The organism is Microbulbifer litoralis, assembly GCF_023634065.1.
Lineage (GTDB): Bacteria > Pseudomonadota > Gammaproteobacteria > Pseudomonadales > Cellvibrionaceae > Microbulbifer > Microbulbifer litoralis.
Map to the genome: position 1 here is coordinate 116,434 of NZ_JALKCV010000001.1, position 15,010 is coordinate 131,443.

The 15,010-nt window shown below is 60.3% G+C and carries 10 protein-coding genes; 6 read left to right on the plus strand and 4 right to left on the minus strand.

Annotated features, from left to right (window positions below):
- Positions 1 to 106 precede the first annotated feature (106 nt).
- The 5 genes from MWN76_RS00425 (at position 107) to MWN76_RS00445 (ending at position 5,577) form a co-directional block, all read left to right on the plus strand.
- Positions 107 to 631 (plus strand): hemerythrin domain-containing protein, encoded by a 525-nt coding sequence (locus tag MWN76_RS00425; protein WP_250458485.1) that lies wholly within the window; start codon positions 107 to 109, stop codon positions 629 to 631.
- A 220-nt stretch (positions 632 to 851) separates the two neighbouring features.
- Complete coding sequence (locus tag MWN76_RS00430; protein ID WP_250458487.1) at positions 852 to 2,873, plus strand: FAD-dependent oxidoreductase; 2,022 nt, start codon at positions 852 to 854, stop codon at positions 2,871 to 2,873.
- Positions 2,873 to 4,222 (plus strand): cytochrome c3 family protein, encoded by a 1,350-nt coding sequence (locus tag MWN76_RS00435; protein ID WP_250458488.1) that lies wholly within the window; start codon positions 2,873 to 2,875, stop codon positions 4,220 to 4,222. The genes MWN76_RS00430 and MWN76_RS00435 overlap by 1 nt, the downstream gene beginning before the upstream one ends.
- Positions 4,223 to 4,234: 12 nt before the next feature.
- On the plus strand, positions 4,235 to 4,783 hold the full coding sequence (locus tag MWN76_RS00440) for a Tll0287-like domain-containing protein (protein WP_250458489.1): 549 nt from the start codon (positions 4,235 to 4,237) through the stop codon (positions 4,781 to 4,783).
- Between the two features lie 269 nt (positions 4,784 to 5,052).
- Complete coding sequence (locus MWN76_RS00445; protein ID WP_250458490.1) at positions 5,053 to 5,577, plus strand: hemerythrin domain-containing protein; 525 nt, start codon at positions 5,053 to 5,055, stop codon at positions 5,575 to 5,577.
- Positions 5,578 to 5,811: 234 nt separating this feature from the next.
- Here the strand turns inward: MWN76_RS00445 and MWN76_RS00450 are convergent, their stop codons facing one another.
- The 3 genes from MWN76_RS00450 to MWN76_RS00460 all read right to left on the minus strand — a co-directional run bounded on the left by MWN76_RS00450 (position 5,812) and on the right by MWN76_RS00460 (position 10,492).
- On the minus strand, positions 5,812 to 8,688 hold the full coding sequence (locus tag MWN76_RS00450) for a glycosyl hydrolase family 18 protein (RefSeq protein WP_250458491.1): 2,877 nt from the start codon (positions 8,686 to 8,688) through the stop codon (positions 5,812 to 5,814).
- 725 nt (positions 8,689 to 9,413) lie between these two features.
- Positions 9,414 to 9,809: a DUF4870 domain-containing protein gene (locus MWN76_RS00455; protein ID WP_250458492.1), complete on the minus strand. Its 396-nt coding sequence runs from the start codon at positions 9,807 to 9,809 to the stop codon at positions 9,414 to 9,416.
- Between the two features lie 218 nt (positions 9,810 to 10,027).
- The gene (locus MWN76_RS00460; protein WP_250458493.1) at positions 10,028 to 10,492 is read right to left on the minus strand and encodes a hypothetical protein; all 465 of its coding nucleotides are present in this window, start codon (positions 10,490 to 10,492) and stop codon (positions 10,028 to 10,030) included.
- Between the two features lie 810 nt (positions 10,493 to 11,302).
- On the opposite strand from MWN76_RS00460, the gene MWN76_RS00465 reads away from it, so the two are divergent.
- Entirely contained in the window at positions 11,303 to 12,613 is a 1,311-nt protein-coding gene (locus MWN76_RS00465) for an endonuclease (RefSeq protein WP_250458494.1), read from the plus strand.
- A gap of 55 nt (positions 12,614 to 12,668) precedes the next feature.
- On the opposite strand, the gene MWN76_RS00470 is transcribed toward MWN76_RS00465, so the two are convergent.
- Entirely contained in the window at positions 12,669 to 14,960 is a 2,292-nt protein-coding gene (locus tag MWN76_RS00470; protein ID WP_250458496.1) for an aldehyde dehydrogenase family protein, read from the minus strand.
- Between the last annotated feature and the right edge of the window lie 50 nt (positions 14,961 to 15,010).

The following is a 15,010-nucleotide window of genomic DNA, read 5'->3' on the forward strand; positions in this document are numbered from 1 at the left end:
TAGAACCGGGGTCCTAGAATCCCCCTTTCCTTGGAAAAAGGGTGACAGGCCATATCGACCAGCGGTGTACCGACCTCTATCACGACAACCACAAGGGCAGCCATTCATGTTCAACTTCATTTCCGACCTGTTTCGCGGCGACAGCGATGCCGGCGACGAACGCTACACGCGCAGTACCCAGGCGGGTGCCAAATCGAACCGCACCATCGGCTACGACCCGACACTGGTCAATTCACTGAAGAAGGACCACCACGCGCTGGTGGATATATTCCAGCGCATCTGGTCGGAGGGGTACGAACGGCAGGACTACCACCGGCTGGCCGAGCTGCTGACCCAGTTCAAATCCAGCTTCCAGGCACACCTGATCAAGGAGAATGTGCGCTTCTACGTCTACCTGGAACAGACCCTGACCGACGATGTGCACACACTGCAGATCGTGAAGGACTTCCGCGCCGACATGAATGAAATCGCCAACGCGGTGGTACAGTTCTGCAAGCGCTACACCCACGAGGCCTACACCGCGGAGATGATCCGCGACTTCAAGCGGGACTACCAGAAGATCGGCGAGGCACTGACCCGCCGCGTATCCCTCGAGGAACAGGAACTCTACACCCTCTACCAACCGGCGTAATTACGCTTCCGGGGCCGTGCCGGGACGGCACAGCCCCACCGCTTCTCCCGCTCCAGACCGCATGGCGTTTTTTTCTTTTTATTTTCATAATAAGCATTTACACTCTATATTAAGAATAATTATTAGAATAAAAGACTGGAAACAACACTCGGGCAATAACAAAAAAAATCCAGGAACGGGACACAGCCAGTGACCGACAGCAGTCTTTCCCGGGGGAATCATGGCCGATGAACTCGAGGTACCAGCATCTTCTCAAACGTCCACAGGCACAGCCTTGGATGCCGGCGCGGACTATCCGGTATACGCGGTTGTCGGCAACGGCCCCGTCGGCGTCCGCTGCGCGCAAAAATTGCTGGAGTACAGCCGGCGGGCCCAGGTGGTGGTCTTCGGCGAGGAAGCAACCGCCCCCTATAACCGCGTCAAACTGTCCCAGTACCTGGCCGACCACGTCCACCTCGCGGAGCTGGACAACCCGGTAAATACAGCGCCCGACAGCCGCCTGGCCACCTTCGACAATCGCCGTATCGCCGCCATCGACCGCGGGGCGAAAACCCTGATCGATGTCGACGGCAACCGCCAGCCCTACGACAGGCTGGTGCTGGCCACCGGCTCGGAGCCGGCCACCCCGGACATCCCCGGCATCGACCTGCCCAAGGTCTACCCCTTCCGCAGCCTGCGCGACACACAGGCCCTGATCCGCCTGCGCGACGACAGCCGACACATCTGCGTGATCGGCGCCGGCGCCCTCGGCCTCGAGGCCGCAGCAGCACTCAAGACCCAGGGCAATCGCGTCACCCTGCAATCCCGCGGGCAGATGCTCGGCGGGTTGCTGGGCACTGAGGGCGCCGAGTACCTGCAGGGCGCACTGGCGGCGCTGGGTGTCGAACTCAAGACCGGTGAACCGGTAAACGCCATCGAGGGCGACGACTGCGTGCAGGCGGTGCGTTTCGCCAGCGGCGAACGCCTGGCGGTGGACGCGGTGGTGCTCTGCACCGGTATCCGCCCGGCCGTGGCGCTGGCGGAATCCTGCGGGCTGGAAACCCGCCGCGGTATCGCAACCGACCAGTGGATGCGCACCTCGGACCCCGATATCTATGCCGTGGGCGAGTGCGCCGAGTTTGCACAACGGATCTACCAGTTTGTGCGCCCCGGCTACGAGCAGGCGCAGGCCTGCTGCGCCCATATCTGCCGCGATGAGATCTCACCCGTTGCGGATACCGAACCGCTCCCCTATCGCGGCAGCCCCACGGATATCCAGCTCAAGATCGCCCATATTCCCTGCGCCGTGATCGGTGAAACCGGCGCGGACCAGCAGGTGTATGTCTACCGCAATCGTTTCAGGGGCCTCTACCGGCTGTTGCGGGTCAGCAACCAGCGCCTGGTCGGCGCCGTGTATATCGGCAGCTGGGACGAAGCCGACCGGTTGCGCCGGGCCGTAGCCGATGGAGAAGCCGTCGGCGACCGCGCCCTGCAACGTTTCGAGCGCGACGGCCAACTGTGGGAAAAGCGGGCACTGCGGGGCCTCAAGGCACAGCCCGACAGCTACCTGGTGTGCCAGTGCAACAATATAAGCAAGGGGCAACTCTGCGAGGCCATCTCCCGCGGCAAGCGCACCCTGGCGGAACTGCAGCGGGAAACCAACGCCGGCTCGGTATGCGGCAGCTGCCGCCCGCTGGTGGCGGAACTGCTGGACACCCCCGCCCCCAACCTGGTGATGCGGCACGCGCGCGGCATCCTGGTGACCTCGATCATTTCCCTGCTGCTGATCGCCCTGGCCCTGCTGATGCCGCCAGCGCCCATTTCCGAAAGTGTGCAGAGCCACTGGTACTGGCAGACGCTGTGGTACGACAACTTCTGGAAGCAGGTCAGCGGCTACAGCCTGCTCACCTGCTGCCTGCTCACCGCGACTCTCAGCCTGCGCAAACGCTGGCGCCGGCTCAGCTACGGTCACGTGGATCACTGGCGCTATGTGCACAGCGTCATCGGGTGTACGGCACTGCTGGCCCTGGTGATCCACACCGGCTTCCGCCTGGGTGAAAACCTCAACCTGATACTGATGCTGGACTTCCTCGCCGCCACCACCACCGGTGCCCTGGTGGGTGTGTTCATGGCCCGCAATCACCACTGGACGGATATGAAACTGCGCGAACACCGCAAGTGGTGGTCGCGTATCCACTACGCGCTTTTATGGGCCCTGCCCGCGCTGATCGGCTACCACATACTGGCGGTGTACTACTTCTGATGAAAGGTTATCGATTCAGGTCCTGGCACTTTCGCTTCTGGCACTGGGGGGTTGTTGTCACCCTGCTGATCGCCGTATCGGCGACGTACAACCTGGAGCTGTCCGACAGGGCGCTGTTTATCAGCGGCGAACCCAGCCACGGCCATCACCAGATTGAAATGGCCTGCAGCAGCTGCCATGGCGACGGTTTCTCCGGCGCCGATGGTATGCAGCGGGCCTGCCTCGGCTGCCACGCCGAAGAGCTGGAAATGGCAGACGACTCACACCCGCGGGCGAAATTTCTCGATCCGCGCAACGCCGCGCTACTCGGCAAACTGGACGCGCGCCAGTGTGTCACCTGCCACGTGGAGCACAAGCCCGAGATCACCCGCGACATGGGCGTCACCCTGGCCGGCGACTTCTGTTTCCACTGCCACAGCGATATCGCCGAAGACCGCGGGAGCCACAGCGGGTTCGCCTTCGACAGTTGCGCCAGTGCCGGCTGCCACAACTTCCACGACAACCGCAACCTGTACGAGGATTTCCTCGTCGCCCACGCCGGCCAGCCGCAAATCCTGCCCGATGCGCAACTGCCCGAGCGCACCGCGATGCAGGCCTGGTTGCGGGAACATCCGCAGCGCAAAACGCTGCGGGCCGCGGATGCGGATATTGCCGCAGCTTCCGCGGAGATCGCCGCGGCCTGGGCGGGCGGCCCGCACGCCCGCGTAGACGTGAACTGCAGCGGCTGCCACACCGGCGGGCAGATGCAGTTCTCCGCCGCGGAAATCGCTGCACAGTGCGGCAACTGCCACCGCGAACAGCGCCGGGCATTTACCCGCGGCAAACACGGCATGCGCCTCTCCCCGAAACTGCCGGCGGGTTTTGTCGAACGCGTGGGCGCCATGTCGCCGCAACAGGCGCTGCTGCCGATGCACGAATCGGCCACCGGCGAACTCAGCTGCACCAGTTGCCACGAACCGCACGAAACCGACCTGCAGTTTGCCGCGGTGGAAGCCTGCCTCGGCTGCCACAGCGACGGGCACAGTCTCGCGTTCCGGGAGTCCGCGCACTTCCGACAGTGGAACGCCGGCGCGGCGGACGGTGTCAGTTGCGCCGGTTGTCACCTGCCGCGGGAACGCCGCGGCGGGCGCGTGCTGGTCAATCACAACCAGAACCACAACCTGCGCCCCAACGAAAAAATGCTGCCGGTATGCCTGAACTGCCACGGCGCCGAGTTCGCGCTGTCCGCACTGGCGGACGAGGCGCTGATCGCGGACAACTTCAATCGCGCGCCGACCGGCTCCCACGAGACCTTCGACCTGATCCGCAAGCGGATCGCCCACATCTCTGACAACAAAAAATCCCGATAGGAGGGGAAAACCATGCGTATTGCCGCCTGTATCGTCGCCACCGCCGCCCTGCTGGCCGCCTGCAGCCAGAAACAGGGCATCGCCCCGGAGCGGATGGCCGACGCCATCTTTGCCGTGATCGAGGCCGACCGCGCCAGCTACACCAACAATGTGGTCAACCGCCTGCAGAACGAGGAAAAGGTGATCACCGCGGACGAACACTGGAAAGATGCCAAGGCGCTGCCGCTGCCGGCGCAGATGATGCGCATGGGTGCCGAGCGGGTGGCGGAGAAGGAGGCCGGCTTCAATTACGCGCTGCTGTCCCTGTGGGCCATCAACAAGCAGAACAAGCCCCGCACGGAACTGGAAAAACAGGGGCTGCAGTTCGTGATCGACAATCCTGGCGAGAATTTCTATGGACGCGAAACCCTGGGCGATACCGAATATTTCACTGCCATCTACCCGGATGTGGCGGTATCACCAGCTTGCGTCAGCTGCCACAACGAACATATCGACAGCCCGCGCACGGATTTTGAATTGGGCGAAACCATGGGCGGCGTGGTGGTTCGCATTCCCCTGTGAGCATGCCGGGGGGCATTTCCAACCGGCAACAGAATCGGCTGTGGAAATCCCCCCTGTTACCTTCCACAGACAGCCGGAAAATCTCTGGCGCCTTTCTCCTTGCTAAAATTTGACTGCCATCCCAATACGAGCGGGAAACCCGCAGCGCCCGTGTCAAGTGGACTATTTTCTGTCGATGAAAACGCCTGCATCACCGCTTCCCGGACCCCAAGGCCCCACCGGGAACGGACGGGCGACAGGAATACATCGGCATAACAGGGAGGCGGAAAATGCTCAGTTTCTTTACCGGCCTGTTCCGCGGTGACGACACCTCGCGGGAAGAGAGTTACCTCCGCAGCAATCACACCGCTGGAGCCCCAAGACGTACCATCAGCTTCGACCCCACCCTGGTCAACTCACTCAAAAAAGACCACGCAACCCTGGAGACACTCTTCCAGCGCATCTGGGACGAGGGTTACCAGAAGCGGGATTTCCGCCAGCTGGCGCACCTGCTGACGCTGTTCAAGTCCGGTTTCCAGGCCCACCTGATCAAGGAGAATGTCCGTTTCTACGTGTACCTGGAGCAGCACCTGGCGGAAGATATACACACCCTGCAGGTGGTAAAGGATTTCCGCACCGATATGAATGACATTGCCAGCGCGGTAATGCACTTCTGCAAACGATACAACCACGAGGCCTTTTCCGGGCAGATGCTGCAGAGCTTTGAATGCGATTACCAGAAAGTGGGAGAGGCCCTGACCCGCCGCATCTCACTGGAAGAGAACGAACTTTACACCCTCTACGAACCAGCCTGACGGTCTTTCCCTTCCGGCGACCCCTCCCCCCGGGTCGCCCTTTTTTCGCGATCGGCCCTTGCCCCTGCATCCCTCCACCCACGTCCCGACCGCTTGCGACTCGCACCGGGTCGGTGTCCGCGGCGAGTCCCGACCGGAACTGCTGGCAGTCCACTTACACCTTCCCCCGGCAAAGCAAAAAAAAGGGCGCCGAAGCGCCCTTTCTACCGCATTCACCCTGTGAGGGGCGATCAATCAGTTACAGGTGGCCGGGCCGATTTCCACCCAGGCACCGGCGGTGCCGGGCTCTTCCCCCCTGGTCCACCACTGGGCTCGGTAGCGCAGCCCCCCGTGGTTTACCTCGTCGCCGCCGTTATAGGCGGTGCGGGCACTCCAGGGGACTTCAACGTCGCTGACCAGAGTCCAGTCGGCAGCGGTGAATCCCGGTTCCATCTGGGTCCAGTAATTGGCTTCCCAGACCAGGCTCTCATGGCTTACCCGGTCGCCGCCCAGATGGGTGGCGCCGGACTGCCAGGCCGGGTAATCGCCGGCATTCGGATCGCTGGCGCTGCAACCGTTGTCGCCGCCCTGGTCGAGAACGGTCACCTCCACCTGCGCACTGCCTGCGGCAATGCCATCGCTGACAGTCACGCTGACGGTAAAGGTGCTGTCGGCCTCAACCTGTGGCGCGGTCACGGTTGCTGTCGCACCGTCGGCGGCCAGATCCAGTCCCGGTGCGCTCCAACTGTAGCTCAGGGAATCGCCGTCGGCGTCGCTGGCATTGGCAGAAATGGTGACGCTGTCGCCCTCTGCTACCGGTTCTACCGTGGGCAGGCTGACTTCCGGCGCGGAATTGCCGTCTTCCGGCAACAGGAATACGCTCACCGTATCGGTATCGGACAGCGCGCCGTCATTGACCGTCAGTTCGAATACCAGCTCTTCTTCCGCGCCGACGGCGTCGACAGAGAATACCGGGCCGGCGACCGCGGTGTCGCTCAGGGAGACGCTCGCGCCACCCATCTGGTTCCAGCTGTAGCTCAGGCTGTCGCCATCGGGGTCACTGGAGACACTGCCATCCAGGGCAATTGACGCGGCTGGCGTCACGACAATCTGGTCGGCACCGGCGTCGGCATCCGGGGCGCGATTGGCCTGCTCGGCGGCGACGGTCACCTGCAGCGTGTCGCTGTCGCTGGCACTGCCGTCGGATACTGTCAGCTCGAAGGTCAGCACCTCGTCGCCGGCCAGGGTCGGCGCGGTAAAGCTGGCCTGCGCGCTGTCAGCATCCTGCAGGTCCACGGAAGTACCGTCGAGCTGCCGCCAGGCGTAGGTCAGCGGATCGCTGTCCAGATCGCTGGAATCGCTGCCGTCGAGAGAGACTTCGGCACCGCTATCCACTGCCAGGTCGCCGCCGGCGCGGGCTGCGGGTGTGCGGTTATCCTGGCCATCGCCGTGCCCCAGGCTCTCGTGCATGGCGTTGAGAATGTCGCCGTTGTCCGCATCGATTTCCCAGGAGAAGAGGCCGGCCAGGTTGTTGGACTGGGCGTAGGCGCCCTTGGCCAGTACCGAACGCTCGTTGTCGTAGGTAATCAGGTCGCCGGTATCCGGCTTGAAGATGTAGGGTCCCTCGGCGGTAGCGTCGTAGTATTCCTCCCACTCGCCACTGGCAATCCTGTTGGCAATATCGCGGTAGTCCACGACGCCCGCTTCCCAGGTGCCGGCGACAGCGCCGGTGGCGGTGCCGGTCAGGTGATCATTGCCGTCCCAGCCGGAAACGCCGGTCCAGCCGCGGCCGTACATGGCCACACCCAGCACCAGTTTATTGGCGGGAACACCCGCGTTCAGCAGCCCCTGAACACCGGTATCAGTGTTATAGCCGTCGGTCGGGTTCCAGCTGGGGGGATAGATTGCGGTCTGGTGACCGAGGTTTTCCAGGCTGAAGGCGCCGTAGAAGTCGTAAGTCATGGCGAAAATATAATCCATGTACTGTTCGACACCGGCGTAGTCGATGTCCTCGATCTTGTCGGTACCGGCCCCCACCGCGGAAGTGAGCTGGTACTCACGGCCGGTTTCCTGTTCGAGTTCATCGAGCATGGCGCGCAGATCCCGCATCAGGATCCGATAGGTCTCGCCGTCAGTGGTTGCATTACCCAGATCCGGGTTGGCCCCCTGGCCACCGGGATACTCCCAGTCGATATCCACACCGTCGAAGAATTTCCAGGTGCGCAGGAATTCCTCCACGGAATCGACAAAAGTCTGGCGCTTTGCCTCGTCGCCGAAGAAGAAAAAGGGATCGGACAGGGTCCAGCCGCCGATCGACGGCAGTATCTTCAGATCCGGGTAGGCCTGTTTCAGCGCCATCAACTGGCCGAAGTTGCCCTTGTAGGGATCGGAAAATTCCTGGTCCTGCTGGGATTTCTGCACTGCGGCAAAGGGATCGTGCAGGGTCACCTTGAAATCCTCGCGGCCGGAACAGGAGCGCTCCAGTGCCTGGAAGCTGCCGTCGATCTGCTTCAGGCTGTCGTTGATACCATCGCCGCCGCAGATGGGGATAAAGCCGTAGAGAATATGGGTCAGGTTGTAGGCCGGAATCTTGTCTACGGAGAATTTGCGCCCGTAGACACCCCACTCGACAAAGTAGGTGCCCACTACCGAGTCGCTGGTGTTCGTGTACGGCTGGTTGTTTTCACCGGCGGTGAGCGCAATCGGGTCCAGGTGGCTGCCATCGGTGTCGGCCACGATGATTTCAGTTATCTCGGAACTGCTGCAGCCGTCGTCGTTACACAGTGCTACCTGCAGGTCGTACTGGCCGCCCTCGGCCACTTGCAGCGTGGCCGATCCGCTCTGGGTATCGCCGCTGATACTCTGTTCCAGCACCACCTCACCATCGAGCAGGTAGCGGGCACTGGTGGCGGCGTCACCGGACCACCTGGACCAGGAGACCGGCACCTCGGCGGCATCGTTGATGGTGACCAGATCCTCGTAGGCAGTGGCCGCCTCGTCCACTTCGATAATGGCGAAGCTGGTTTCCATCCAGTCGATGGTGGGCGCGCCCGGTGCGGCGAGCGCGGGGGAACTGGCGAGACCCAGCGCAAGCAGTGCGCGGCGCCAGTGGCTGACATTGAGCCCTTTCATTGATTGTCACCTTGTACGTTATCTTTTATCAGTGTCGATCCGGGACCGGTGTTACTTCCGCCAGCCCCGATCAAGCGGACCCGGAGCCATCCTTTCCCGGGTCCGATTCCTCCTGTAGCGAGCTTGCAAGCATTGATGACATCGCTGTCATTTCAAAACAAAGAATGACAGCGATGTCATCTATTTTTCACGTTACCGTTGAACTTGCCGAAAAACCAGGGTGGATAGGCAGAATTTAAAGGAAAGTCACAACCATAATGTCCATCGTGACGCGTTAATCATTTTTCCGTGACGGATAACGCATTATCGATGTGCGTGGCTGCCGCAGGATTTTGCCAACAGCGGGAAGCAAGTTGCTGGAGCCACAGGTGGAATTTGTTCTGAATCGGAACCTGATGATCGAGGAAGCCGCAGCCACCACGGACACCACACTGTTGCGCTATCTGCGCGAGTACAGGCGCTTGCGCGGCAACGCTGGGTGAACTGGCCGGTGGACGCATCCACTACCGCGCAGTCAACGCCTGTATCACACTGCCAACCGCCGTCACCTAGTGGCCCATGGAAAGTTGTGTAACTGTTCGCGTCGCCAAAGCGTCCAGCTCTGCGTTGAGAAAGCTTGAAATAGAACCACTATTCCTGCGCTTTCTCGCCTTGATCTGAACACTTTGGCTGTGCTCCTTAGTCACCAAACTTTCCGCATGGACCACTAGTGGGCCGATCGCGCCTCATGAAGTTCTCTTTACGGGTCCCCACACCTGAAAGAAACTGATACTCAGCGGATAGGGCCACAGCTTACCTTCGCTGGCTTTGACAGCACCAATAACGATAAAAATCACATTCAGCAAAACAAGCACGAGCAGACCGAATATCCCGATGACAATGAGAACCAGCACTACACAAATCAATGTGTAGATCAAAAAGCTGATCATCCAGTTGACAATGACCTTGCCATGACGATCGATTTCCTCACATCGGTCTTTGTAACAGACCCACATGACGACAGGGAGGATAAACCCAAGGCCCGGCATAAAAATACCGACTAGCTGACTTAGGTGCATCACCGTCAGAAAGGTGTTTCTCTCCAGCCCCCAGGGCTTTAACTCTTCTTCCATTTCCATCATATTCGCGCTATTCGCTACTGGCCGCCAGGCTCGTCTCTCTTTTGGCAAAAGTAAGGTCACTCGCATTTATCAATCGCCATTCTATAATCCCTTTCAATATCTGATGCACAATTTGCAATTTGTTGACCAACACTTTCACTTAAGGGATTTATGCACAGGAATTTGATATGGCCGTGCAAGGCCCGCTTTTCAATGGAAAGTCCGTCGCCATTCAGGAATTACAGAAGCTCCGTCATCAGTGCCGAAACCGCCCGTGGAAGGGGCGGAACGTAGAAGGCACTCTCCGGGGTCTTCCCGCCAACATAGTTTTGCTTCCGCCTTATTTTTCCCGCGTCGGAGTGCCCGGGAGTGAGCATCCTGTTGGCTTGGCACAAGTCCGCCAGAGAGAAACGATCTTTTTTGGCCAGCAGGCCTTTTGCCTGACCGTACTGACGGACCTGCCACAGCAATCCAAGGGTCTCCGCATCCGAAGCGGCCGGAACTATATTGGCCAGTGACAGGCGTTTTCTGGATATGTGCCTGGATTCGCGCAGGGCGCCGTTTCCCACCAGGTAGCGTGAAAGGAAATCGGAGAGAGAGAAGCCACAGTTAAATCCACCAGTATTGTTGCCTTTAACTGTGGTGGGCTCCAGAAGGCAATCGAAGCCGGAAATTGGCATCCTGCCAATACTTTCAAAATCCATTTTATTACCATTCTCTTATTAGAATATAAATCTACCGAAAAATTTTTCTGCTTTCAACGCTGATAGCACCGTGAACTTATGAACATTTAATTTCTGTAATGTTACACTGGCCTCTTCCTACTTCCTGCGTCTCAAATCTAATCATTCTTTGTTTACAGGTTATTTCACGCTATTGTTGGCGCAGATATTGTATTGATACAAATCTGGAAACCAAGAATTAAGAGAAGGAATATCACTAGATTTTGTTATGTATGTACACTATTTTTACGGCTTGTCACTAAATCTTCTGTCGGCCAAAATTCTGTTGACATAGGAAATCCAGACTCATTATTAGTTTATATACCAGCAGAGCAATCAATGCGGGTAGCAGTGAAACCATAGTATCCGAAACACTCTAAATATTGTCATATACGCACGTTACTGTACTTCAGACCCCGCGATCGATCTCGTTGCTCGATGTCCGCTTGACGACACTTCCGGGGCCTCATAACTTTGCGAGCGACCCACTGTCAATGCCCGCCACGCAGCACAGCAACGGCTTCGCAGCTGCCTGGAAACTGATCGGTTCTCGGGCAGAAGTGGGCTCGACCCGCGGGTGTGCTCATGCAAGGCCGGAACGTAAATCGAGCACGTCATTGTTTGGTTTTTCGTGGAGGGTTGGCAGTCCCGTGTCGTAAATATCGGATGAAAAACCCGGGAGAACTTTTTTTCAACAACCTGTCAGGACACCCCGCGGATCAACCAGCGCTGTAGCGGTAACCCGAGGGAAGTCTCACGGTTCCCGAGAGATTCATTAGCAGGACAATAGCAATGTATAAATACACAGGCGCTTTATTATTTTCAGCGGTATTGAGCCAGTGGGCGAATGCCGATGTAGCCAACGGTGGCTTTGAAAACTGGAGTGGCGGCAGCCCCGACAGCTGGACCACGATCGACTCCGGTATCGACGTAGAACGGACCAACGCCACAGTTTACAGCGGTAGCTCGGCGGCGGCGGTAACGGTAATGACGGGCACCCAGTCGTCGACGGACCTGCGCCAGACAGTCAGCGTCAGCGCTGGACAGACCTACGATTTTTCCGTGTGGCTCTACCACACCGAGGGCAGCACCGCCGCGCGGCTCTATGTCAACGGTTACCGGAATTACACCGACTATACGCAGACGGGCCAGTGGCAGCAGCTCAGCTACAGCTTTACACCTAGCGGCAGCGGCACCATCGAAGTGGGGCTGCGCTTCTACGACCGGTCGGGATTCGACGGCTCGGAAGTCGTTTACGTGGATGCGTTTGAACCGGGAGACAGCGGTAGCGGCGGTTCGGGTGGCGGTTCGGGTAGCGGTGGCTCCAGCGGCGGCGGCAGCTACTACGATACCGCCGACGGGCTGAGTGGCTATACCCTGAAGACGGCGCTACACAATATCGTCCGCGGTCACAACGCGCGCAGCTACGGCGACCTGTGGGACTTCTATGCGGCCAATGACCTGGACTATTACTACGAACAGGACGGTTCCATCCTGGATATCTATTCGGAAAATCCCGGCGGCAGCGATCCCTATCACTATACTGCCGTCAGCGACCAGTGCGGCAACTACAGCGGTGAGGGCGACTGTTACAACCGCGAGCACAGTTTCCCGCGCTCCTGGTTTGGCGGTGCCGTGGCGCCGATGAATACCGACGTGCATCATATTTTCGCTTCCGACGGCTACGTCAATGCCATCCGCAGCAGCTACCCCTATGGCGAAGTGGCCACCACCAGCGCGGTATCCAGCAACGGCAGCAGGCTCGGCAGCGGCCAGTCCAGCCAGGGCTATACCGGCACGGTGTTCGAGCCCATCGACGAGTTCAAGGGCGACCTGGCCCGGGCCTATTTCTATATGGCCACCCGCTACCAGAACATGATTGCCGGCTGGCAAAACAACAGCAACTATAGCGACGCCATGCTGGATGGTTCCAGCGACCAGGTGTTCGAGGACTGGGCGCTGCAACTGCTGATCGACTGGCACAACGCCGACCCGGTGAGCCAGTGGGAGTCGGACCGCAACGAGGCGGCCTACAGTTTCCAGGGCAATCGCAATCCCTTTATCGATCACCCGGAATATGTAGAGTCTATCTGGGGACAGTAAGCGCCCTTTCCCGGTGGCGACAGGCAGTTGCAAAGGCGCGCGTCAGTCAATCCCGTTAGTCGCCGCAGGGAATCCAGAGTCTCTTTACCCGACAGGCTGCGCGCAGGAAATACCGTCCCTCTCCCGCCTCGCGGGAGAGCCAGTCGGGAACGCTTCCATTGCCTGCCAAGACGCGTTTACCGGTGCGGGTCGCGGTCTGCTGCGCCGATCTGCAGCCGGCGGCATGGCCGAAGCACCAGAGGCCATCCACCCACTCGTGTTCGGCAAGCGCCTGCGTCAGTGCGTCGCGCGCGCCGGTCACGATATTGACCGCACCCGCGGGAATCTCCGCGGTTTCCAGAACCCGAAAGAAATCCGTTGCAACCAGCGGGCATTTTTCCGAAGGCACCAGTACCACGCGGTTCCCGGCTGCCAGCGCCGACGCCAGCAACGAGACCAGCGACAACAGCGGCAGCCGATCCGGACAGCCGATCCCGACCACCCCCAGGGCTTGATTGACGGTCAGTACAAGGCCGGCGCGGGAAGGCAACTGTACCGCGCCCCCGAATTTATCGGCCCAGGCGGCGTAGGTGTACAGGCGACTCAGGCCGGTCTCGAACTCGCGAACGGCCGCCTCGCCGGAGACGCCAGTGGTGCGCTCCAACCGCGCAATCAATGCCGCCTGTCGGTCGTGCAGGCTGTCCGCCAACTGGCGGAGTCTCTGCCCGCGGTCGAAACCGCTGCTGCGGCTCCAGCCCTCGGCCCTGGAGGCGGCCCGCACGGCCCTGTCGATGTCCTTGCGATTCCCCTCGGCGACGTAGCCGCAGGTTCGGCCGGCGGCATCGGTGACCGCCATGAACTCGCCGTTTTCTGGCGATACCTGCCCGCCGTCGATATAGTGCCTGGCCTCGGGCGGTGGGGCGGCAACGGCTGCCGCATCGGCCACCGTGGCCATACCGGCAGCGGCCGGTGCGGATTCGGTATCGGTGAGTTCGAATGGCGGGCGCAGGTATTCTTCAATGCCATCGCGACCTGCATCGGCTGCGGTGTCACACGGGTTGCCGCTATTGATCCAGACTTCGGCGACTTTCAGTTGTGGCCCCACGTCCAGGGCGCGATTGATATTTTCCGACCAGAGGCTGGCGGCGGGGCCGCCGCCGGCGAGTTCCACCGCCTCGGACGGCAAGCGGAAACTGGTGACCGTGACCACCGGCCCGGGGATCGGCTCACGGGCGACGATATTGGTCGGCTCGACACCGCCCAGCAGTGTCGGAGGATAACAACCACTTTCTTGCCGGTCGTCGGAACCCGCCTGCCATAGGTCGGCGCCGTCGCCCACGCCCTGCTCCACCAGTCTGGCGATGTGCTCGCGACAGGCGGGGTCGAACGCGCCCAGATCGGTATTGTTATCCAGCGGATCGCCGACACGCAGTTTTTCCATGCGTGCGCGGACCCTGTCGATGGCCCGTTGTTCGATTCCCTCCTGGACCAGCAGTTGTATACCCGCCAGGCCCCGGTTGCCGCAGACGGCCTCCATCAGTCCCTCCACGGCCGCATCCAGGTCCGCATCTTCGAATACGATAAACGGGAGTTTTAGGACCGCTTCCAGGTTCAGTTTTTTGCCGCTACCGGCAGCGCGGTTGCGAATATCGCGTCCCTGTTCTGCGGAGCCGGCAAAAGCGATCGCGTCGATCCCCGGGTGATCCACCACGTATCCGCCGGCCTTATCGTCGCCGGTCACAATATTGACTACACCCGGTGGCAGGTCGGCGTCCTCACACAGCTCGGCAAACATCAGTGCGGTAAGACTGGTGCGCTCCGCCGGTTTCAGCACCACACCGTTGCCGGCGGCCAGCGCCGGGGCAATTGTTTGCATGGCCGCCAGTAGTGGGGAACTATCGGGAACAATCTGCCCGGCGACACCCAGGGCGTACTGGCCGGGAAATTCCGTCTCCATCAGCTGCGCCCAACCGGCATGGTGATGCAACTGGCGGATGGCCAGGGGGATGTCCACACCGCCGGCTTCGCGGATCGGCTTGCCGCTATCCAGGGATTCCAGTACGGCAAATTCGCGTGCGCGCTTCTGCAACAACTGTGCGAGACGGTAGAGATAACGGGCGCGACCACGGCCTCCCAGTGCTTCCCAGGCCGGCTGTGCCGCGCGCGCGGCCTGCACCGCGGCATCCACGTCGTCGCTGCTGGCGGCGGCGATTCCGGCCAGGCATCTGCCATTGGCTGGGTTGACGCTGTCGAAATTTTCCGTCGTATTCACCCATTCGCCATTGATAAAAAGCCCGAAGCCGTCCCGGTGGCTTTTCAGCCAGAAATCAATTTTTGCCGTACTTTCCGGGACGGAGCCATAGCTCATGGTGCTAAAAATTTCCGCGACCTGCATAAGGAGATTTCCACTGTTTTAAC